Annotated in this window: 20 protein-coding genes; 11 read left to right on the forward strand and 9 right to left on the reverse strand. The window is 72.7% G+C overall.

What is annotated here, in order from left to right; all coding sequences use genetic code 11:
• Positions 1-2: 2 nt before the first annotated feature.
• On the forward strand, positions 3-866 hold the full coding sequence (locus tag M8H82_RS08975; RefSeq protein WP_250071964.1) for an acyl-CoA dehydrogenase family protein: 864 nt from the start codon (positions 3-5) through the stop codon (positions 864-866).
• 502 nt (positions 867-1,368) lie between these two features.
• Positions 1,369-1,845 carry an ATP-binding protein gene (locus M8H82_RS08980; RefSeq protein ID WP_250071965.1) on the forward strand — a complete coding sequence of 159 codons (477 nt, stop codon included), beginning with the start codon at positions 1,369-1,371 and terminating at the stop codon, positions 1,843-1,845.
• Positions 1,846-2,328: 483 nt separating this feature from the next.
• Here the strand turns inward: M8H82_RS08980 and M8H82_RS08985 are convergent, their stop codons facing one another.
• Positions 2,329-3,255 (reverse strand): cyclase family protein, encoded by a 927-nt coding sequence (locus M8H82_RS08985; RefSeq protein ID WP_250071966.1) that lies wholly within the window; start codon positions 3,253-3,255, stop codon positions 2,329-2,331.
• 85 nt (positions 3,256-3,340) lie between these two features.
• Here M8H82_RS08985 and M8H82_RS08990 point away from each other — a divergent pair, with 85 nt between their 5' ends.
• From M8H82_RS08990 to M8H82_RS09000, 3 genes are read left to right on the forward strand one after another with little or no spacing between them, the layout of a single operon-like run.
• Entirely contained in the window at positions 3,341-4,216 is an 876-nt protein-coding gene (locus M8H82_RS08990) for an SDR family NAD(P)-dependent oxidoreductase (RefSeq protein WP_250071967.1), read from the forward strand.
• Positions 4,217-4,240: 24 nt separating this feature from the next.
• Entirely contained in the window at positions 4,241-5,392 is a 1,152-nt protein-coding gene (locus M8H82_RS08995; RefSeq protein ID WP_250071968.1) for an acyl-CoA dehydrogenase family protein, read from the forward strand.
• Positions 5,392-6,447, forward strand: a complete 1,056-nt coding sequence (locus M8H82_RS09000; RefSeq protein WP_250071969.1) for a Zn-dependent alcohol dehydrogenase — start codon at positions 5,392-5,394, stop codon at positions 6,445-6,447. Before M8H82_RS08995 ends, M8H82_RS09000 begins: the two co-directional genes overlap by 1 nt.
• On the opposite strand, the gene M8H82_RS09005 is transcribed toward M8H82_RS09000, so the two are convergent.
• Positions 6,363-7,433 (reverse strand): GlxA family transcriptional regulator, encoded by a 1,071-nt coding sequence (locus M8H82_RS09005; protein WP_250071970.1) that lies wholly within the window; start codon positions 7,431-7,433, stop codon positions 6,363-6,365. The genes M8H82_RS09000 and M8H82_RS09005 overlap by 85 nt on opposite strands.
• A gap of 38 nt (positions 7,434-7,471) precedes the next feature.
• Here M8H82_RS09005 and M8H82_RS09010 point away from each other — a divergent pair, with 38 nt between their 5' ends.
• Entirely contained in the window at positions 7,472-8,812 is a 1,341-nt protein-coding gene (locus M8H82_RS09010) for an MFS transporter (RefSeq protein WP_374211634.1), read from the forward strand.
• 130 nt (positions 8,813-8,942) lie between these two features.
• On the opposite strand, the gene M8H82_RS09015 is transcribed toward M8H82_RS09010, so the two are convergent.
• From M8H82_RS09015 to M8H82_RS09030, 4 genes are all read right to left on the reverse strand, one after another.
• The gene (locus tag M8H82_RS09015; RefSeq protein ID WP_250071971.1) at positions 8,943-9,536 is read right to left on the reverse strand and encodes a flavin reductase family protein; all 594 of its coding nucleotides are present in this window, start codon (positions 9,534-9,536) and stop codon (positions 8,943-8,945) included.
• 104 nt (positions 9,537-9,640) lie between these two features.
• The gene (locus M8H82_RS09020) at positions 9,641-10,462 is read right to left on the reverse strand and encodes an enoyl-CoA hydratase/isomerase family protein (RefSeq protein WP_250071972.1); all 822 of its coding nucleotides are present in this window, start codon (positions 10,460-10,462) and stop codon (positions 9,641-9,643) included.
• A complete protein-coding gene (locus M8H82_RS09025) occupies positions 10,455-12,689 on the reverse strand; it encodes an acetate--CoA ligase family protein (protein ID WP_250071973.1) in 2,235 nt (744 codons plus the stop codon). Before M8H82_RS09025 ends, M8H82_RS09020 begins: the two co-directional genes overlap by 8 nt.
• Positions 12,690-12,934: 245 nt before the next feature.
• Complete coding sequence (locus M8H82_RS09030; RefSeq protein WP_284048670.1) at positions 12,935-14,128, reverse strand: NAD(P)/FAD-dependent oxidoreductase; 1,194 nt, start codon at positions 14,126-14,128, stop codon at positions 12,935-12,937.
• Positions 14,129-14,296: 168 nt separating this feature from the next.
• Between M8H82_RS09030 and M8H82_RS09040 the strand changes: the two genes are divergently transcribed.
• From M8H82_RS09040 to M8H82_RS09055, 4 genes are all read left to right on the forward strand, one after another.
• The gene (locus M8H82_RS09040) at positions 14,297-14,743 is read left to right on the forward strand and encodes a DoxX family membrane protein (protein WP_250071974.1); all 447 of its coding nucleotides are present in this window, start codon (positions 14,297-14,299) and stop codon (positions 14,741-14,743) included.
• A complete protein-coding gene (locus M8H82_RS09045) occupies positions 14,743-15,177 on the forward strand; it encodes a Zn-ribbon domain-containing OB-fold protein (RefSeq protein WP_250071975.1) in 435 nt (144 codons plus the stop codon). The genes M8H82_RS09040 and M8H82_RS09045 overlap by 1 nt, the downstream gene beginning before the upstream one ends.
• Positions 15,178-15,533: 356 nt before the next feature.
• Complete coding sequence (locus tag M8H82_RS09050) at positions 15,534-16,142, forward strand: GNAT family N-acetyltransferase (protein WP_250071976.1); 609 nt, start codon at positions 15,534-15,536, stop codon at positions 16,140-16,142.
• Between the two features lie 88 nt (positions 16,143-16,230).
• On the forward strand, positions 16,231-17,106 hold the full coding sequence (locus M8H82_RS09055) for a GNAT family N-acetyltransferase (RefSeq protein ID WP_250071977.1): 876 nt from the start codon (positions 16,231-16,233) through the stop codon (positions 17,104-17,106).
• 10 nt (positions 17,107-17,116) lie between these two features.
• Here the strand turns inward: M8H82_RS09055 and M8H82_RS09060 are convergent, their stop codons facing one another.
• Both M8H82_RS09060 and M8H82_RS09065 read right to left on the reverse strand, forming a co-directional pair.
• A complete protein-coding gene (locus M8H82_RS09060; protein WP_250071978.1) occupies positions 17,117-17,776 on the reverse strand; it encodes a pyridoxal 5'-phosphate synthase in 660 nt (219 codons plus the stop codon).
• 10 nt (positions 17,777-17,786) lie between these two features.
• The gene (locus M8H82_RS09065; protein ID WP_250071979.1) at positions 17,787-18,212 is read right to left on the reverse strand and encodes a pyridoxamine 5'-phosphate oxidase family protein; all 426 of its coding nucleotides are present in this window, start codon (positions 18,210-18,212) and stop codon (positions 17,787-17,789) included.
• Positions 18,213-18,349: 137 nt separating this feature from the next.
• On the opposite strand from M8H82_RS09065, the gene M8H82_RS09070 reads away from it, so the two are divergent.
• Positions 18,350-19,546, forward strand: coding sequence for an esterase-like activity of phytase family protein (locus M8H82_RS09070; RefSeq protein WP_250071980.1), 1,197 nt, complete (start codon positions 18,350-18,352; stop codon positions 19,544-19,546).
• Here M8H82_RS09070 and M8H82_RS09075 read toward each other — a convergent pair.
• A complete protein-coding gene (locus tag M8H82_RS09075) occupies positions 19,543-20,694 on the reverse strand; it encodes an acetyl-CoA acetyltransferase (protein ID WP_250071981.1) in 1,152 nt (383 codons plus the stop codon). The genes M8H82_RS09070 and M8H82_RS09075 overlap by 4 nt on opposite strands.
• Positions 20,695-20,704: the final 10 nt, after the last annotated feature.

The following is a 20,704-nucleotide window of genomic DNA, read 5'->3' on the forward strand; positions in this document are numbered from 1 at the left end:
GCATGCGTTTCCAACTGACCGAGGACCAGCAGGCGTTGCGGGCGGGGGTACGGGAACTGCTGGACCGGCGGTTCGGCGCCTGGGCGCTGCGGGCGGCGGCGGCCGAGCCCGTACTGGACCGGGCGCTGTGGCGGGAGCTGGGGAAAGCGGGGTTCTTCGCCCTGCGGGTGGCCGAGGCGGACGGCGGGGTCGGACTCGGGATGCCGGAGGCGGTGTTGGCGTTCGAGGAGGCGGGGCGGGCGCTGCTGCCGGGGCCGTTGACCGCCACGCATCTCGCGGCGGGCTCGGTGCCGGGGGCGGCCGGCGGGGAGGTGGTCGTGACGGCCGTGGACGGCCCCCTCGTGGAGTGGCTGGCGGGGGCCGACGTGGTCCTCGGCGATGCGGCGGGGGCCGTGCCCCTGCGGTCCGTGGACCCGCTGACGCCGCTCCACCGGGTGCCCGTACCGCGGGGGACGGAACCCCGCGCCGTCCTGCTCACCGCCGCCGAGCAACTGGGCACCGCCACGCGCGTGTGCGAGCTCGCCGCGCAACACGCCCGGACCCGGGAACAGTTCGGACGGCCGGTCGGCGCCTTCCAGGCGGTGCAGCATCTGTGCGCCGACATGCTGGTGCGGGCGGAGACGGCCCGTGCCGCCGTCTACGCGGCCGCCGTGACCGAGGACCCCGCCGACATCGCCGCGGCCCGGCTGCTGGCCGACGAGGCCGCCGTACGCGGCGCCCGCGACTGCCTCCAGGTGCACGGCGGAATGGGCTTCACCTGGGAGTGCGAGGTCCATCTGCATCTCAAGCGGGCGTGGGTGCGGGCTCAGCGTGCCGGTGGCGGAACGGAGAGTGAGGAAATGCTCGCCGCCGATCTGCTCGCATGAAAAGCCAAAAGCGTGCCGGCCTGCGGATCCGATAATGCGGCGGCCATAGGTGTCGCGGATTGTGGCGTACCGGAACTACGGAGCGTTGATATCGGGTTGTGTCCGATGTGTGACTCGTCACGGCCCGGAGTCGCCGTCGTGCTCCGGTACCTTGTGTGGGATGCGAGTGGTTCCGAGAACGAGCCATGCCGGAGTTGCCCTTGAGGCGGCTCCGGATCCGGCGGTGCGCGCCGGTTCTCGCAGGGCGGGCGCGGTTTTGTCCCCCGCCTGTTCGACTCCCCGTCAGGAGCGTCGCACAGTATCCCGCAGGGGTACTCCTTCGCGCTGGAATATGCCCGAAGCGCTTGTTGGGGTGACTGTACGTCAACCATGCTTTCCCGTAAGGGATTCACGTTCCGTGACCCTGGCTCCGGCCATTGTTCTGGTCATGCAAAAAATGGCTACGATCGTGGCCCTCGTGAAGCGCGGGGCTATGAGTCCGCCGGTTCGGATGGTGTGAGCGGTGCAGGTGCTTCAAGTGCAGCTGGAGATCCGGCCCGACCCCGCTGAAGTGGGGCGAGCCCGGAGGTGGGCCCGCTCGCGGCTCGCCGGATCCGGGATAGGGGTCGACGAGTCGCTGTCGGAGACCCTGATCCTGCTCGTGTCCGAACTGGTCACCAACGCCGTGGTGCACACCGGCTGTCCGGCCGTGCTACGGCTGTTCCTGCCCGGGGTGGCGACCGGCGCGGAGTCGGTCACCGTACGCCTGGAAGTGGTGGACGCGAGCGGCCGGGCCCCGGTGCCGCGTTGCGCGGGCGGCGGCGAGACGGGCGGGCGCGGCCTCGCGCTCGTCGACGGTCTCGCGGACCGCTGGGGCTGGATGCCCGAGGGGCCCGGCAAGCGGATCTGGTGCGAACTGGACCAGTGCGCCCAGGGGCGCGAGCCGGTCGTGACCTACGGCGGCGGGGCCTATGAAGGGCTGGCCTTCGAGGCGGTCTGAGGGTGAGCCCGCGGAGTCGGTGCGCGGGCGTCCGCGGAGTGGGCGGAGGCGGTCCGAGGTGTCCGCGGCGTGGGCGGGGCGGTTCGAGGCGTCCGCGGAGCAAGTGGGGGCGGTGTGCGGGGCGTCCGCGGAGTATGCGGCAGCCGTCGGTCCGGACCCGGCCGGATCGCTTGCGCCGGACGCGGTGCGGTGCGCCGGGACATGCTTCCACATGCGCCCGTCACATAGGGGACGTACATCATAAATCCCCGAGCAGGTGTTGACGAAGCGTGTCCGTTTGATCACGCTTGTGGTCAGCGATTCGCCGTGAGGGGACGACGAGGGTTCCGGTGACGGGAGCCCTCGACGAGTGTGGGTCGTGATTCGGCGTCGGCTCCCTCAGGATCCGAGGGGCAGCCGGGGCGGGAGCGCCGGAGTCGGATGGCGGTGCGCGCTGCCGTGCTCGGGGCGGGCAGATCGCGCGCCGCCAGCCGCACTTCAGGCTCAGAGGACGGCGACCGGTGCCACCGGGGCCCCCGTCGCGCCGACGAAGGGCTCGGGCGTCGCCGCCAACAGGAAGGCGTACCGCTCCTCTTGTCCACAGGCTGTGGACAACTTTTCGAGATTCCAGTTCTGCCCCTGCGGCATCCCCATCTCCACCAGGTGGAGCGCGTGCACGGCCAGCCACAGGTCCTCGATCTCCGGCGGGAAGATCTCGAAGGTGAGGGTGTCGTTGGCGACGGCGGCCACATCGCGCGCGTGGAACCACTCCGGCGTGCGGATCGAGAGCCCCGGCGAGGGATGGGCGTAGCCGTGCCGGTCCCCGGCGAGGTACAGCCCCATCTGCCCCGTGCGGACGAGCACGATGTCGCCGGCTCGCACGCGCGTGCCCGCGAGTTCCTCGGCCGCCTCCAGGTCCTCGGGCGTCACGGCGTGCGCACCGTCGAGCCGTTCCACGCCACGCGCGCGTGCCACGTCGAGCAGCACCCCGCGCGAGACGACGTGCCGCGCGGTGGCCATCCCCGCGAACCCGGCGCCGCCGTGCGCGGTGACGGTGCCCGCCGGGCGGCCGTTGTAGAGCCGCCCCGAGTGCGAGACGTGCGGCAGCGCGTCCCAGTGGGTGCCCGCCTGAAGGCCCATGGTCACCGCGTCGTCGCTGCACGCGACCGTGCCCGGCCCGAAGAGCTCCTGGTTGATCTGCACCATCGCGTGCAGCGGATTCACCCGCCCGGGGATCATCCCGGTCTGCACGCCGTCCTGGCGCAGCGGCAGCGCGAGCGGGATCCGGCGGCCGGCCCGGACACCGGCCGCGGCCTCGCGCACGACCTCGTCGGTGATCAGGTTGAGGGTGCCGATCTCGTCGTCGGCTCCCCAACGGCCCCAGTTGTTCACGCGCTTGGCGATCTCGTGGAACGCGTCCGGCAGTGACATCGGTCCCTCCCCGGGGCTTGTCTCCGGCTGTCCGGCGGGACATAGAATCTAACGGTCCGTCAGAAACCGCGGGAAGGGGCCGGGCATGGGGAACTTCTTGGCAGGCAAGGTCGTCGCCGTGACCGGTGCCGGGCGGGGGATCGGGCGGGCGGTGGCGCTGGCGGCGGCGGACGAGGGGGCGCGGGTCGTCGTCAACGACTACGGGGTGGCGGTGGACGGCGGCTCACCGGCGAGCAAGGTCGCCCAGGGCGTCGTCAAGGAGATCGAGGCCGCCGGGGGAGAGGCGGTCGCGGTGGCCGACGACATCTCCACCATGGCGGGCGGGCAGCGGGTCGTCGACGTGGCCGTGTCGTCGTACGGGCGGATCGACGGGGTCGTGTGCGTCGCCGGGATCCTGCGCGAGCGGATGCTGTTCAACATGACCGAGGAGGAGTGGGATCCGGTGATCGCCACCCACCTCAAAGGGACGTTCACGGTGTTCCGCGCGGCCTCCGCGGTGATGCGCGGGCAGCGCTCCGGGACCCTGATCGGATTCACCAGCGGAAATCACCAAGGGTCCTTCTCGCAGGCCAACTACAGCGCGGCCAAGGGCGGGATCATCTCGCTGGTGCGCAGCGCCGCGCTGGGTCTGCACAAGTACGGCGTGACCGCCAACGCGGTGGCCCCCGTCGCCCGTACGCGCATGTCGGCGAAGGTCCCCGCGGAGCTGACGGAGATCGGGGAGCCGGAGGACGTGGCGGCCCTCGTCGTCTATCTGCTGTCGGACCGCGCCAAGGAGCGGTCCGTCACCGGGCAGGTGTACACGATCGCCGGGTCCAAGGTGGCGGTGTGGGCGCAGCCCAGGGAACTGCGGGCCGCGTACGCCGAGGGCCCCTGGACACCGGAACGGCTCGCGGACTTCCTGCCCGGGACGGTGGGCGTGGACCCGATGCCGCTGCTCCGGCCGCCGAACACCCCGTAGCCGCCCGGCATCAGGAGGAGACCGGTGGACTTTGCATTCAGCGCCGAGGACGAGGCGTTCCGCACGGAGGCCGCGGTCTGGCTCCGCGCGCACGCCGACCCCGCCGTGGACCGCCGCGCCTGGGAGCGCACCCTCGGAGCGGCCGGCTGGATCGGCCTGTCCTGGCCCGGGACGGGGTACGGCAACCGGTCCGCCACGCTCACCCAGCAGGTCGCCTGGGCCGAGGAGTACGCCCGCTGCGGGGCGCCCCCGCGTTCCGGCCACATCGGGGAGAACCTGCTGGCGCCCACCCTGTTCGCATGCGGCACCGAGGAGCAGAAGGACCGCTTCCTGCCGCCCATAGCCGCCGGCGCCGAACTGTGGTGCCAGGGGTACAGCGAGCCCGGCGCCGGGTCGGACCTGGCGGCCGTGCGCACCATGGCCGTGCGGGACGCGCACGGCGGGTACCGCGTCACCGGCCAGAAGATCTGGACGTCACTCGCGCACGAGGCGGACTGGTGCTTCGTGCTGGCCCGTACCGAGCCCGGCTCCCGGCGCCACCAGGGGCTGAGCTTCCTTCTCGTGCCGATGGACCAGCCCGGCCGCATCGACGTCCGGCCCATCCGGCAGCTGACCGGCACCAGCGACTTCAACGAGGTCTTCTTCGACGGAGCGCACGCGCGCGTGGAGCACGTCGTCGGCGGCGAGGGCCAGGGCTGGCGGGTGGCGATGCGCCTGCTCGGGGTCGAGCGCGGGGTGTCCACGCTGGCCCAGCAGATCGGCTTCGCACGGGAGTTGGAGCGGGTCGTCGGGGTCGCGGTGGAGACGGGCGCGGCGGCGGACCCGGTCCTGCGGGACCGGCTCGTGCGGTTGTGGGCCGAGCTGCGCACGATGCGCTGGAACGCCCTGCGCACCCTGGGCGGCGGCGGGGACGCGGGCGCCTCCAGCGTGGCCAAGCTGCTGTGGGCCGGGTGGCACCAGCGGCTCGGGGAGGTGGCCGTCGCGGTGCGGGGCGCCGGGGCGGCGGTCGGGCCGGCCGACTGGACGCCTTCCGCGCCGTACACCCTCGACCCGCTGCAGCATCTGTTCCTCTTCTCCCGGGCCGACACCATCTACGGCGGCTCGGATCAGGTGCAGCGCACGATCATCGCCGAGCGGGTGCTCGGTCTGCCCAGGGAGCCCAAGGGGGTCGTCTGATGCGCGCAGTGCTGTTCGACGGGAAGCGGGCCGAGGTCGTGGACGACCTGGAGGTGCGGCAGCCGGGGCCGGGCGAGGTGCTGGTCGCCGTCGCGGCGGCGGGGCTCTGCCACAGCGATCTGTCCGTGGTGGACGGCACCATCCCCTTCCCCGTTCCGGTGGTGCTCGGCCACGAGGGCGCGGGGGTCGTCGAGGCCGTGGGGGCGGGGGTCGCGCATGTCGTGCCCGGGGACCACGTGGCGCTGTCCACCCTCGCCAACTGCGGGGCCTGCGCGGACTGCGACCGGGGGCGGCCGACCATGTGCCGGCAGGCGATCGGGCGGCCCGGGCAGCCCTTCCTGCGGGACGGGAGCCCGGTGTACCAGTTCGCGTCCAACTCCGCCTTCGCCGAGCGGACGGTGGTCAAGGCCGTACAGGCCGTGCGGATTCCGCGGGAACTGCCGCTGGTGTCCGCCGCGTTGATCGGGTGCGGGGTGCTGACCGGGGTGGGGGCCGTGCTCAACCGGGCACGGGTGGACCGCGGGGACACGGTGGTGGTGATCGGGACCGGGGGAATCGGGCTCAATGTCATCCAGGGCGCGCGGATCGCGGGCGCCCTGCGGATCGTCGCCGTCGACTCCAATCCGGCCAAGGAGGAGATGGCCCGCCGGTTCGGTGCGACCGACTTCCTGACCTCCGTCGAAGGGGTGCGGGACCTGCTGCCCACGGGCGCCGACCACGCCTTCGAGTGCGTCGGACGCGTCGAGCTGATCCGCGCGGCCGTCGATCTGCTCGACCGGCACGGCCAGGCCGTCCTCCTCGGCGTGCCCCCGGCCGCCGCCGAGGCGTCCTTCCGCGTCTCCGACCTCTACCTGGACAAGTCGATCCTGGGCTGCCGCTACGGCTCCGCACGCCCGCAGCGGGACATCGCGCTCTACGCCGAGCTGTACCGGGCGGGCCGGCTGCTCCTCGACGAACTGGTCACCCGGACCTACCCGGTCGAGGACTTCGCGAAGGCGGCGGCCGACGCGGAGGAGGGGCGGGTGGCCCGGGCGGTGCTCACGTTCTCGGCCTGACGGAAGGTCCGCCGGTAGGCCGTCGGCGTCACCCCGAGCGCCGCCTGCACGTGCTGCCGCATCGACTGCGCCGTACCGAAGCCCGCGTCCCGGGCCACCTGGTCCATGGACAGGCCGGTGGTCTCCAGCAGTTGCCGGGCCCGCTCCACGCGCTGCTGGGTGAGCCACTGGCCGGGGCTGACCCCGACCTCCTCGCGGAAGCGGCGGGTGAAGGTCCGCACCGACATGGCCTCCCGCGCCGCCATGTCCCTCAGCTGGATCGGCTCGTGCAGCCGGCCCAGCGCCCAGGCGCGGGCCCCGGTCGTCGTCGCCTGCTGGGGGTCGGGGACCGGGCGGTGGATGTACTGCGCCTGGCCGCCGTCGCGGTGCGGGGGGACGACCGTGCGGCGGGCGATGTCGTTGGCGACGGCCGTGCCGTGGTCGCGGCGGACCATGTGCAGGCACAGGTCGATGCCGGCGGCGACACCCGCCGAGGTCAGCACGTCGCCGTCGTCGATGAACAGGACGTCCGGGTCGACGTCGACGGCCGGGAAGAGGCGTTGCAGCTGGTCGGTCTCCGCCCAGTGCGTGGTGGCCCGGCGTCCGTCGAGATACCCGGCGGCGGCGAGGACGAAGACGCCGGTGCAGATCGAGGCGAGCCGGATGCCGGGGCGGATGTGGGCGAGCGCCGCGGCCAGCTCCTCGGTGAGCACGCCCTGCTCGAAGACCGGGCCGAGTTCGTAGGAGGCCGGGACGATCACCGTGTCGGCGGTGGCCAGGAGTTCGGGGCCGTGCTCGACCATGACGGCGAAGTCGGCGTCGGTGACGACCGGTCCCGGGGGCCGGACCGAGCAGGTCAGGACCTCGTACAGGTGCCGTCCCCGGGCGTCCTTGGGGCGGCCGAAGATGCGGTGCGGGATGCCCAGCTCGAAGGGGAGCAGGCCGTCGAGGGCGAGCACGACGACACGGTGGGGCCGGAACTCGGGTGCCTGCGGGCCACGGCTCATGGCCCGATCCTAACGAACGCTGACCTTCGGGCCACTCGATGGGGCTGATCCCGGACGCGATCATCTACGACGTGAACCGGACAACCGAGATCGCGGCCACCGCCGAGGACATGCCGACCCGCCGCAGGCGCCGCATCCACCGCGCCTGGTTCGTCGCCGCCGTCACCTTCGTGACGATCATCGGCGCGGCCGCCTTCCGTTCCCTGCCCGGGCTGCTCATCGACCCGCTGCACGAGGAGTTCGGCTGGTCGCGCGGCACGATCAGCGCGGCCGTCTCCGTCAACCTCGCGCTCTACGGGCTGACCGCGCCCTTCGCGGCGGCGCTGATGGACCGCTTCGGCATACGCAGGGTCGTGGCGGTCGCGCTGACCGTGATCGCCGTCGGCTCCGGACTGACGTACTGGATGACGGCGGCCTGGCAGCTGCTGCTGTGCTGGGGTCTGCTGGTGGGTCTCGGCAGCGGTTCCATGGCGCTGGCCTTCGCGGCGACCGTCACCAACCGCTGGTTCACCGAGCGGCGCGGACTGGTCACCGGCATCCTCACCGCCGCGTCGGCCTCCGGCCAGCTGATCTTCCTGCCGCTGCTGGCCTGGATGGTCGACGAGCACGACTGGCGCCCGGCGGCCGTGACGGTGGCGCTGGCGGCTCTCGCGGTCGTCCCCTTCGTCTGGCTGCTGCTGCGCGACCACCCGGCGGACGTCGGCCTGAAGCCGTACGGCGCCACGGAGTTCGTGCCGAAGCCGCCGCCCGTCACGGGCGCCGCCCGCCGTGCCGTGCGGGTCCTCCTGGACGCGGCCCGCACCGGCCCCTTCTGGCTGCTCGCCGGCACCTTCGCGATCTGCGGCGCCTCCACCAACGGCCTGATCCAGACCCACTTCGTGCCCGCCGCCCACGACCACCACATGCCGGTCCAGGCCGCGGCGTCGCTGCTCGCCATGATCGGGGTGTTCGACGTCATCGGCACGATCGCCTCCGGCTGGTTCACCGATCGCTACGAGGCGCGGCGGCTGCTGGCGGTCTATTACGCGTTGCGGGGCGTCTCGCTGCTGTTCCTGCCGATGCTGCTGGCGCCGAGCGTGCGGCCGCCGATGGTCTTCTTCATCGTGTTCTACGGGCTCGACTGGGTGGCCACGGTGCCGCCGACCGTGGCGCTGTGCCGGGAGCACTACGGGGAGGACAGCGCGATCGTCTTCGGGTGGGTGCTCGCTTCCCACCAGGTGGGGGCGGCGCTGGTGGCCTTCCTGGGCGGGGTGGCCCGGGATGTCTTCGGGTCCTACGACGTGGTCTGGTACGCGTCCGGGGCGCTGTGCGCGGCGGCCGCGCTGATGGCGCTGGTGATCCGGCGGCGGCCCGGAGGCGCGGTGCCGGCGGTCGCGTGACGGGTCCGGGGCGCCCGGGTATCTGCGGCCCGGAGCCGTGTGCCGGGGGCCCCTTGTTCAGGTGTTCAGGGGAAGCGGCCTCCGTGCCGCAGGGAGGCGGCCGCCATGTCGCAGGGAGGCGGCCGCCGGGTCAGAGGAAGCGGCCTCGGTGGAACAGCAGCGGCGGCGCGTCCTCCTCGGGCGCCCCCAGCGCGTCCACCCGGCCTACCACGATGAGGTGGTCGCCGCCCGTGTGGACGGCGTGGACCGTGCAGTCGACCCAGGCGAGGGCTCCCGCCAGACGCGGTGAGCCGGACACCGGTGCCGCGTCGTGGGCGACCCCGGCGAACTTGTCGCCGCCGCTGACCGCGAAGCCGCGGCACAAGTCGCCCTGGTGCGCGCCCAGGACGTTGACGCAGAAGACGCCCGCGCGGGCGATGCGCGGCCAGGTCGTCGACGCCCGGCCGACCATGAAGGCGACCAGGGGCGGGTCGAGGGAGAGGGCGGAGAAGGACTGGCAGGCGAAACCGGCGGGGGAGGCCTCGCCGTCGGCGGCCGGTGAGGTGACAACGGTCACCCCGGTCGCGAAGTTCCCGAGCACCCGCCGGAACTCCGCCTGCCCGACCGGCGCCCGCTCGTCCTCGCCGACACACCGCAACTCCGGCCGCGGCAGCGGCTCCACGCGCGGGGCGTCGGCCGACCTGAGATAGCGGACGGCGGCTGCGGCCATCCCTGCGTGTCCCATCACACGGACCATTAGATCTGATGGCCCGTCAGATCGGAAGGTGTGGGGATCCTCGGATCCGGACGCCTTGGGCTTGTGACGCCGGGCCGATCCGAACCGGGGGGTCAGCGCCCCCGGTACACAGGACTTCTCCGCTCGATGAAGCTCGCCACGCCCTCCTGGGCGTCCCGCGTCGTCATGTTGATCTCCTGCGCCGCCGCCTCCGCCGCGAACGCGGCAGCGCGGTCGCTGTCGAGGGAGGCATTGAGGAGCTGCTTCGTCAGCGCGAGGGCACGGGTGGGGCCGGCCGCCAGGCGCTCCGCCCAGGCGCGGGCCGTCTTCTCCAGCTCCGCGTCCGGGACGACCCGGTTGACCAGCCCGAGCCGTTCCGCGTCCGCCGCGGTCAGCGCGTCGCCGAAGAACATCAGCTCCTTCGCCCGCTGGGGTCCGATCAGCCGGGGCAGGAGATAGGCGCCGCCGCCGTCGGGGACGAGACCCCGGCGGACGAACACCTCGACGAACCGGGCCGATTCCGCGGCGAGCACGAGGTCGCAGGCGAAGGCCAGATGCGCGCCGAGGCCCGCCGCCGTGCCGTTCACCGCGGCGATCACGGGTTTCTCGCAGTCGAGGACGGCGGAGATCAGTCGCTGGGCACCGAGCCGGAGCATGCGGGCCACGTCGCCGGGGATCCGGTCGCCGGTCGTGCCCGCCGCCCGCAGGTCCGCGCCCGCGCAGAAGCCGCGGCCGGTTCCGGTGAGCACGACCGCTCCGACCGCCGCGTCCGCCGACGCCTCGGCGAGCAGGTCGATGAGGCGTTCTCGCTGGTCAGGAGTAAGGGCGTTGAGGGTCTCGGGGCGGTTGAGCGTGATGCGGCAGACCCGGTTGTCAGTGGCGTGCGGTACCAATGACTCAACGGCATTTCCGGGCACACGGGGGGATTCAGTCATGTTCGCGACACACCGCCAGCGCGTCCAGCGCCACCGCGCCCTGCCCCCGCTCCAGCACCATCAGCGGGTTGATGTCCAGCTCCGCCAGCTCGTCCCCCAGCTCCAGCGCCATGCGCTGCACCCGCAGGACGACCTCGACGAGCGCGTCCGTGTCCGCGGGGGGCCGCCCCCGGACCCCGTCGAGCAGGGCCCGCCCGCGCAGTTCCCGGAACATGTCCCGCGCCTGCTCCTCCCCGAAGGGCGGCACGCGTACGGCGGTGTCGCGCAGCAGCTCGACCAGCACCCCGCCGAGCCCGACGGTCACCGTGGGCCCGAACAGGTCGTCGTGCGTGACACCGACGACCATCTCGACGCCCCGCTCGACCATCTGGCAGACCAGAATGCCGTCCAGGGAGACGTCCTCGTAGCGGGCGATGTCCGTCAGCTCCCGGTAGGCGTCGCGGACCTGGCTGGCCGAGGTGAGACCCACCTTGACCAGGCCCAGCTCGGTCTTGTGGGCGATCCGCGCGCCGGACGCCTTCATCACCACCGGGTAGCCGACGAGGCCGGCCGCCCGTACGGCCGCCGCCGCGCTGGTCACCAGCTGCTCGCGCGGTACGCGAATGCCGTACGCCCGCAGCAGCTGCTTCGCCGCGTGCTCGCTCAGCTGCTGTCCCGGGCGCATCAGGGCCTGCGCCTTGCGGAAGGAAGGGGAGGGGGTGCGCGGGGCGCGGTCGAAGGGGGAGCGGTAGGCCGCGGTGAAGCGATGGTGGTCGAGGTAGGCGCGGACGGCGGTGATGCAGTTGGCGACCGTGCGGAAGGTGGCCACCCGGGAGGAGCCCAGCAGGACCTCGCGGTAGGCGGGTTCGGTGCCGACGGGCGACCCCCACACCACGCACACCAGCTTGTCGGTGTGCTCGGCCGCGTCGACCAGGTCCTTCACCAGCCGGTCGCTGAGGGGCGGGAAGGGCCCGGTGACCGGGCAGATCAGCACCCCCACCTCCGGGTCGTCGAGCAGGGCGTCGATGATCTTCCGGCCGCGTCGGTCGCCGACCGGATGCCCGCCGTTGTCGACCGGGTTGGCCACGCTCAGATAGCCGGGTATCCACTGGTGCAGCTCGGCCTGCTTGGCCTCGGACAGCACCGGCAACCGCAGTCCGGCCTCGGTCGCCAGGTCCGCGAAGTGCGCGCCTGTGCCGCCCGAGATCGAATAGACCACGACGCCCTCGGCGCGCGGGGGCCGCGCCCGGGCCAGCAGGGTGGCGGTGTCCTGGAGTTCGTCGAGACCGTCGACGCGGATCACCCCGTACTGCCGCATCGCCGCGTCCACCACCGCGTCCGCGCCGGTCAGCTTGCCGGTGTGCGAGGCGGCCGTGCGGGCGCCGGTCTCGGTGCGGCCCACCTTGACCGCGACGACCGGCACCCCGCGCCGTGCGGCCCGGTCGGCGGCGAGGAGGAAGGAGCGGCCGTCCTTCAGGCCCTCCACATAGCAGGCGATGGCGCCCACCTCGGGGCGCTCGGCGAAGTAGGAGAGGAAGTCGGAGGTCTCCAGGTCGGCCTCGTTGCCGGTGGGCGCCCAGTGGGAGAGGCGCACGCCGAGCTGCTGGAGGGCGAAGACGGGCCGGCCCTGGTGCCCGGACTGCGTGATCAGGGCGATGGCGGGTCCTTCGAGGTCGGTGCGGATCTCCTCGAAGGCGTTGAGGTTGGTGTTCGGGCCCAGCAGCCGCAGCCCGGACCGCTCGACGGCGGCGGCGAGCCGGGCCTGCGCGGCGGCGCCCTGCGCACCGGTCTCCGCGAAGCCGGAGGCGAAGACGACCGCGAACTTCACCTTGGCCTCGGCCAGTTCCTCGATCACCGGAAGGGGGTCGGCGACCAGCAGTACGGCGAGATCGACCTGCTCGGGCAGGTCGGCGACGGAGGGGGAGCAGGGGATGCCGAAGACGGACGGGCGGTTCGGGTGCACCGGGTGGAGCCGGGCGCCGACCCGTTCGGACCAGGCGAGCAGTTGCCGGGTGACACCGGTGTTGGGGCGGCCCTCGGCGTCCGAGGCGCCGATCACGGCGACCGACTCGGGGCGGAAGAAGCGGTCCAGATCGGGGACGTCCGCGTACAGGGGACGGCCGCTGACGTCGAGATCGTCGACCTCGGCCGGCCGGCCGTGGACGGCGGGCCCGGGCTGTTCACCGCAGGCGATGACCCGGGTCCGTCGGGAGTCGGTGGTGAGGGTGCCGTGGGTTGATCCAAGCATCGGTCCGCCCGCTCCTGTGTGACAGCGATTAACTGACGCAGTGTCAGATTACTGAACTGACACTCCGTCAGGAATGGCTGTGCAGGCAAAGTTGAACGGAGGGCCGACCCGCGGACCGCCCGTCAGGGTCCTGCGGACCGGCCGTCAAGCCCTCTCGGACCGGCCGTCAGGCTCCTGCGGACCGGTAGTCAAGTGCCCTCGGACCGCCCGTCAAGCCCCCTCGGGCCTCCGGTGGACCGAGCGTCTCAGGTGACGGGCAGTCGGGACAGGCGGTCTCCGGCCCTCTTCGCCACGGCCTTCGCGATCCTCTCGGCGTCCATGGCGAGTTCCCGCAGCATCCCGCTGATCGGGTTGGTGAAGCCGGTGAAGTACAGGCCGGGGGCGTGGGACGGGGTGCGGGCGCCGTGGGCGACGGGTCTGCCGCGGTCGTCGAGGACGTCGAGGTGGCCGACCAGACCCTCCAGGGCGCGGACGTAGCCGGTCGCGGCGATGACCGCGTCCGGTTCGAGGAGGGTGCCGTCGGCGAGGGTAACCTTGCCGTCGTCGAAGCGGTCGACGGCGGCCACCACTTCCACCCGGCCCGTGCGTACGGCGTCGATGAGGCCCACGTCCTGCACCGGGACGGCCCCTTCGAGCACCCGGCTGTACAGGCCGGTGTCCGGGCGGGGCAGCCCCTGCGCCGACAGGTCCGGCACGCTCAGCCTCGCCAGCGGGCGGGAGAGCCGGTCCACCAGGCCGACCGGCAGGCGCCGGCACAGCACGCCCGAGTACTGGGCGGCCCAGCCGGCCGTGGAGCGGCGCACGATGTGCGGGACGGTGCGCACCGACAGCCGTACCCGGGAGGCGCCGCCCTCGACCAGGTCGACGGCGATCTCGGCGCCGGTGTTGCCGACGCCGACGACGAGGACGTCACGGCCGGCGTAGGGCCGGGGGCTGCGGTAGGCGGAGGCGTGCAGGAACTCGCCGGTGTAGGTGTCGCGGCCGGGCCAGTCCGGGAGCCGGGGGGTGTGGTTGTAGCCGGTGGCGACGACCACCGCGGCGCCGGTCAGTTCGCGGCCGCCGGTGGCGTGCAGGAGCCAGCCGTCGCCGTCGGGCGCGCGGTCGACGCGGGAGACCTCGACGCCGGTGACGATCTCCAGCTCGTGGTGCTCGGCGTACTTCTCCAGGTACCGCACCACGTCGTCCCGGGACACCCAGCGCCCGAACCGCCGGGGTATCGGCAGCCCGGGCAGGGACGAGAGGCGGCGGGTGGTGTGCAGGCGCAGCCGGTCGTAGTGGCCGCGCCAGGAGGCGCCGACGCGGTCGGACTTCTCCAGGACGACGGCGCGTATGCCCCGGGCGCGCAGGGAGTACGCGACGGCGAGCCCGCCGGGACCGCCGCCGATGACGTACACCGGGCGGTCCGCGTCGGCTGGTGAGTGCGCTGTGGAGTCGGCCATGAGCGCGAGCGTAATCACGCACCCCGTTGATGGGTCTCGGTCAAGACCGGAATTGGTTGCGGATTGATCACGCCTGTGGGGGGAGTGGGTGGGACCGGTGGCGTAGGGCGTCCGGTGACGAGCGGAGGGGGTTCCCGCGCGGCGACTGTCTGACGTACCGTCAGATCCATGGACACGATCTGGCTCAGCGGCGCGGAATGGCTGGCCGTGCTCCGCACAGGCCTCGGCCTGTGGTGGCTGGAGAGCTGGCGGCACAAGGACAAGAGGACCTGGTTCGAGGGCGGCGGTATCGCCTGGGCGGCGGACGTGGCGGCCAAGCACCGCTGGACCGCCGTACGTTCCGGCTTCGACGTGGTCGTGGCGCCCCGCCCGCGGATCATGGCGTACGTGGTGGCCTACGCCGAACTGGCCCTCGGGCTCGGCCTGATCGCCGGTTTCCTGACCCCCGTCGCCCTGGTCGGCGGGCTGCTGCTGAACGTCGTCTACTTCACGCTGATGATCCACGACTGGGCCGAGCAGGGCCAGAACGCGATGATGGCGCTGATCTCCCTGGTGGCCCTGTTCGGCATGTCCTGGCAGACCTGGTCCCTGGACAGCGCGCTGGGGCTCTTCTGATGGCGGCCCGGGCGCGTCATGACCTTCCCGAGCCCGACGCCTTCACCCGCCCCTACTGGGAGGCGGCGGCCCAGGGACGCCTGCTCCTGCGTCGCTGCCGGGACTGCCGCCGGGCCCACCATTACCCGCGCGAGTTCTGCCCGTACTGCTGGAGCGAGGACGTGGTCTGGGAGACCGCGAGCGGCCGGGCCGCGCTCTACACCTGGTCGGTCGTCCACCGCAACGACCTCCCGCCCTTCGGGGAGCGCACCCCGTACGTCGCCGCCGTCGTCGACCTGGCCGAGGGTCCCCGGATGATGACGGAGATCGTGGAGTGGACGGGGCCGGCGGGACAGCCGCCGCTGCGGGCCGGGATGGAACTGGAGGCGGACTTCCGGGACGGGACACCGGTGTTCCGGCCACGACCGTCCACACGCCCTGCCCCCTCACGCTGATCCACCCGCGCCCGCCCGCACGCCGTGCCCCCGGTGATCGACCCCCCGCCCGCGCGAGCCTCGTCGTACCCGGCGCAGGGGTCCACCCGGGCCCTCGCCGCAAGCCGTGGCTCCCACGGTGAACCACCCGCGCCCGCGCGAACCCCGTCGTACCCGCCGCTGATAGTCATCCGCGCCCGCCCGCAAGCCAAGGCCCCCCGGTGATCTACCCGCGCCCGCCCGAGCCTCATCGCACCCGCCCCGGTGATCCACCCGCGCCCGCCCAGGTAATCCCCCCAAGCCCCGCCCTACCCCCCAAGCCCCGCCCTACCCCCCACCCCCATGCGCGCCGACGGGCAACCGGTTTCAATGGCCGCATGGCCCTCGACGATCGGCGTTACAAGGCGGCGCGCCTTCCCGACCTGCGGACCCCGGAGCTGTGGCTGCGGCCCTGGGATCCGGGGGCGGACGACGATGTCGAGGCCTGGCTGCGGGGGCGGGCGGATGCCGAGTTCCGGCGGTGGAACACCCCCCTGCGGACCGCCACGGACGAGGAGAGCGCGCGCGAGCAGCTCCGGGCGGCGGCGCGGAACGCGGCGGAGGGCGGGGCGGCGCCGTACTGCATCGCGGACCCGGTGACCGGGCGGCCGCTCGGGCACATCGGCGTCAACGCGATCGACCGCGTGATGAACACGGCGCGCGTCGGCTACTGGGTCCTGCCCGAGGCGCGCGGCCACGGCGTCGCGACCCGCGCCCTCGCCCTGGCGACGCGCTGGGCGCTCACCGATCTGGGCCTGTACCGCATCGAACTCGGTCACGCCGTGGGGCACGATTCCTCCTGCCACATCGCCGAGCGCTGCGGGTTCCGGTACGAGGGAACCCTGCGCGGCGCCATGTGGGAGGCCGGCCGGCAGGACGCCTACCGGGACGCGCACCTGCACGCGCGGCTCGCCGACGATCCGGATCCGGATCCCGACGCGTCATGAGGACGAGACTCTAGCGTCGATGTGACGGCCGTGTTGTTCACCCCGACAAAGCATGGCCAAGTCCCGCACAGAGGCGGGATCATGAGACATGCGCTCGGACGACTGGTACGTCACCGAAGACCTCGACCGCTTCCTGGGCCACGCCGGTGGCTTCCTGCGGTCGCGCCCCGACCTGCACACCGTCGCCCTGACGGTGACGGAGTCACTGCGCACGCGCGGCCTGCGCGCGTACGGCGGTGACGAGCCGCCCGTGTTCGGGGTGATGGAACGGGACGGTCAGGTGCGCGGAGCCTATTTCCGCACCCCGCCCTACCGGCTCAACGTCACCCCCCTCACCGCCGACGAGACCGACGCCCTCGCCGCCCATCTGGTCGCCATGGGCCACTCGGTACCGGGCATCATCGGCACCCGCGAGACGACCGCGGGCTTCATCCGTTCCTGGCAGCGGCACACCGGCGCGACCTCGGCCCTGCGCCAGCGCCAGCGGCTGTACCGGCTCGGCATGCTGATGATGCCGCAGCCGGTCCCGCCGGGAGCGGCACGCGTGGCGGGCGAGAAGGACCGGGACCTGCTCATCCGCTGGTACGGCGAGTTCACCGAGAGCGTCGGCGATCTCGCGGCCTCGGAGGTCGAGGCGTGGGCCGACCACCGCATCGCCTACGGCGGCGTCACCCTCTGGGAGGACGCCGACGGCACCCCCGTCTCCATGTGCGGGGTGACCCCGATGGTCGCGGGTCAGGTCCGGATCGCCCCCGTCTACACCCCGCCCCACCTGCGCGGACGCGGATACGCCGGCGCCGTGACGGTCGAGGCCAGCCGCGCCGCCGTGCGCGCCGGGGCGGAGGAGGTCCTCCTGTTCACCGACCTGTCCAACACGACCACCAACGTCCTCTACCAGCGGCTCGGCTATCGCGCGGTGGCCGACTTCGAGGTGCACGACTTCTCGGGCGGCGCGGTCCCGTAGGCCCCCGGGGCTAGGGCCAGAGCAGTTCGCGGGCCCAACCGCCGTCGGTGCGGCGGTAGTTCAGCCGTACGTGCCGCCGCTGCTGCTCGCCCTGGAAGAACTCCACCTCCTCCGGGAGCAGGCGGTAGAGGGTCCAGGTGGGGACCGGGACGTCCGGTTCCCGGTGGGCCCGCGCCCAGGCCTCGGCCGAGACGCGCGCCAACTCGGGCAAGGAGCCCAGCACTTCGCTCTGCCGGCCGGTGAGGGCCGCCGCCAGCGCCCCCGTCGACCGGGCGTGCAGATCCGCCTGGCTGTCGGTCGACGCGGCCGCCGTCACCGGCCCCCGCACCCGCACCTGCCGCCCCAGCACCGGCCAGTAGAAGCCCAGCGCGGCGAACGGCCGTGCCGCGAGCTGCCGCCCCTTGGCGCTGCTGACGTGCGTCGCGAAGGACCAGCCGGACGCGTCCGCCCCGTGCAGCATCACGGTCCGTACGTCCGGCCTGCCCTCCTCGTCCGACGTCGCCAGCGACATGGTGTGCGGCTCGGTCTGCCCCGCCGCGACCGCGTCCGCGAACCAGCTCGCGAACAGCGGCAGCGGCTCGGCCGGCGCCGACTCCGGGTCGAAGGGCGGCAATGCGGTCACCTCCGGGTCCCACACCCGCAGTGACCTCAGCAGATCATGAAGTTCCATGCACCGATTGTCAGACGGATCCCAGGTCCGAGGAGACCCAACGCTCGGGCCGCATCCGGACGATCACCTGCGTGCCGTGGTTCTTCCAGGCGAAGTCCACGTACCCGTCGACCTTCTCCGCGGGCAGGTACCGGGCCGAGATCTCCCGCAGGTCGTCGATCGTCGCGGGCACCGTCTCCACGACCGGGCCCTCCACCGACACGTACCGGATCGTCGGCTCCAGCCGGTCCACCATCAGCGAGTACCGGCCCGCCGCGCTGATCAGCTGGTTCTTCCGGGAGTCCAGGCCGGTCATGATCCACACCTTGCCGTCGTCCTCGACCTGGTACCAGATCGGCACGGTGAGCGGGCCGCGTCCCTCTCCGGCGTGCACCGACAGGGCGGCGACATGGGGTTCGGCGAGGAACTGCTCGCGCTCTTCGCGGGTCAGGGCCATCTTCGGTCTCCTCCTGCGCATCGACGAGTCGTCCTGTGCTGTGGTGCACAACGAAGGCCGACGGGTACCTGTTCCCCACCGGCCGGCGTCGCCTGCCGTTGTCCCGTACGTCACCGAGCGTCCCTACCGTGCCCGCCATGAGAAGAACCGCGATCATGCTCAGCGCCGTCGCCCTGACGGCCGCCCTCGCCGTGCCCTCCGCGCTCGCCGGCGAGCGGCACACCGACTTCGGGCGGGCCACGCTGACCGGCTGGGCCTCGCTCCCGGCCGAGACGTTCGTGCCGGGCAGCGAGCCGTCCGGTGCCGCGATCGGCGCGGGGCCGTTCAACGGCATCTCCGCGCCCTTCGCCGACCAGCCCGTCCAGGGCTTCTCCGGCATCGTGAACCGGCACGACGGCACCTATGACGTGCTGTCGGACAACGGCTACGGCGGAAAGGCCAACAGCGCCGACTTCCTGCTCCGGGTCCACCGCGTCGAGCCGGACACCCGCACCGGCGCGGTCGAGGTGCTCGGCGGTTTCCACCTGACCGACCCCGACCACAAGGTGCCGTTCGCGCTGACCCGCGCCGACCGCACCCTCACCGGCGCCGACTTCGACGTCGAGTCGATCGTGAAGGCGTACGACGGCACGTACTGGATCGGGGACGAGTTCGGCCCCTTCCTGCTGCACTTCTCGCGCACCGGCAAGCTGCTGGAGGCGCCGATCCCCCTGGAGGGCGTCAAGGCACCGGAGAACCCGTACCTGAACGGCGGCACGCCCACCCTCGGCGGCAGCAAGGGCTTCGAGGGCATGGCCCGTTCCGTCGACGGCCGGTACCTGTACCCCCTGCTGGAGGGCACGGTCGCCGGCGACACCCCCGGTGACCTGCGCTTCAACCAGTTCGACCGGAAGGCCGGGAAGTACACCGGCAAGCGCTGGACGTACCGGCTGGAGTCCCCGGCCCATGCGATCGGTGACGCCATAGCCGTCGACAAGCACCGCTTCCTCGTCATCGAGCGGGACGGCGGCCAGGGCGAGACGGCCCGGTTCAAGCGGATCTACCTCGCCGACACGCGGGACCGCAACGGCGACGGCGCCATGGACAAGACCCTCGTCGCCGACCTGATGGACCTCGCGAACCCGAGGAAGCTCGGCGGCTTCGGCACGACCTTCACCTTCCCGTTCCAGACGATCGAGGACGTCGTCCTGCTCGACGACCGCACCCTCGCCGTCCTGAACGACAACAACTTCCCCTTCTCCTCCGGCCGTACGGCAGGCAAGGCGGACGACAACGAGTTCATCACCGTCCGTCTCGGCGAGCGCCTGCACGCCGATCCGCGCGCGTTCTTCTAGCCGCGCCCCAGCACCACCGTCCCCGACGAGCAGAACCACCCGCCCGTACCGGACGCCACAGCGAGGCGCGGCAACCCGCCGTGGGATGTGCGCACTTGCCGCGCCTCGCACTCTCCGCGGAGCTGCCGCACCGCCTCCACCAGCAGGAACAGCCCTCGCATCCCGGGATGCTGGGCGGACAGCCCGCCCCCGTCCGTGTTCACCGGCAGCTCCCGCGCCTGCACGAACGCCCCGCCCTCGCCCTTCTCGCAGAACCCCAGATCCTCCAGGGTCACGAGCGTCATGTAGGTGAACGCGTCGTAGATCTGCGCCACGTCGATCTCGCCGGGCCGCACCCCCGCCCGCCGGAACGCCAGCCGTCCGCTCACCGCCGCCGGTGACACCGTGAAGTCCTGCCACTCGGACATCGTGGCGTGGGAGACGCACTCGCCGCTGCCCAGCACCCACACCGGGGCCGTGCGGCAGTCGGGTACGTACTCCTCCGCCGCCAGCAGCACCGCCGCCCCGCCGTCGGACCGCAGGCAGCAGTGCAGCTTGGTGAAGGGGTCCGCGATCATCGGTCCCGACAGGACGTCGTCGACCGTGATCGGGTCCCGGTACATCGCCTGCGGGTTCAGCGCCGCGTGCTGCCGCGCCTGCACCGCCACCTCGGCCAACTGCTCGACGGTCGTACCGAATTCGATCATGTGGCGGCGGGCGGCCATGGCGTACTTGGCGACGAGGGTGTGGCCGTACGGCACCTCGAACTGGAGCGGGCCCCGGGCGCCGAAGGACAGGTTGCCGGTCCTGCGGCCGGCCCGGATGTCCGCGCGGGCCGTGGAGCCGTAGACCAGCAGGACCGCGTTCGCGTGCCCCGCGGCGATCGCGTCCGCCGCGTGTGCCGCCATGACCTCCCAGGTCGAGCCGCCCACCGAGGTGGAGTCGACCCAGGTTGGGCGCAGGCCCAGGTACTCGGCCACCTCGACCGGGGCGAGGGTGCCGGTTCCGGCGGACGCGAGGCCGTCGACCAGGGCGCGGTCGAGACCGGCGTCCGCGAGCGCCCGGCGGGCCGCCTGGGCGTGCAGGGTGTAGGGGGTGGCGTCGTCCACCCGGCCGCAGTCGGAGAGGGCGACCCCGACCACGGCGACTTTCCGGTTTCCGGCAGTCATGACAGGGCTC

It is taken from the genome of Streptomyces sp. YS415, from assembly GCF_023544665.1.
GTDB lineage: Bacteria > Actinomycetota > Actinomycetes > Streptomycetales > Streptomycetaceae > Streptomyces.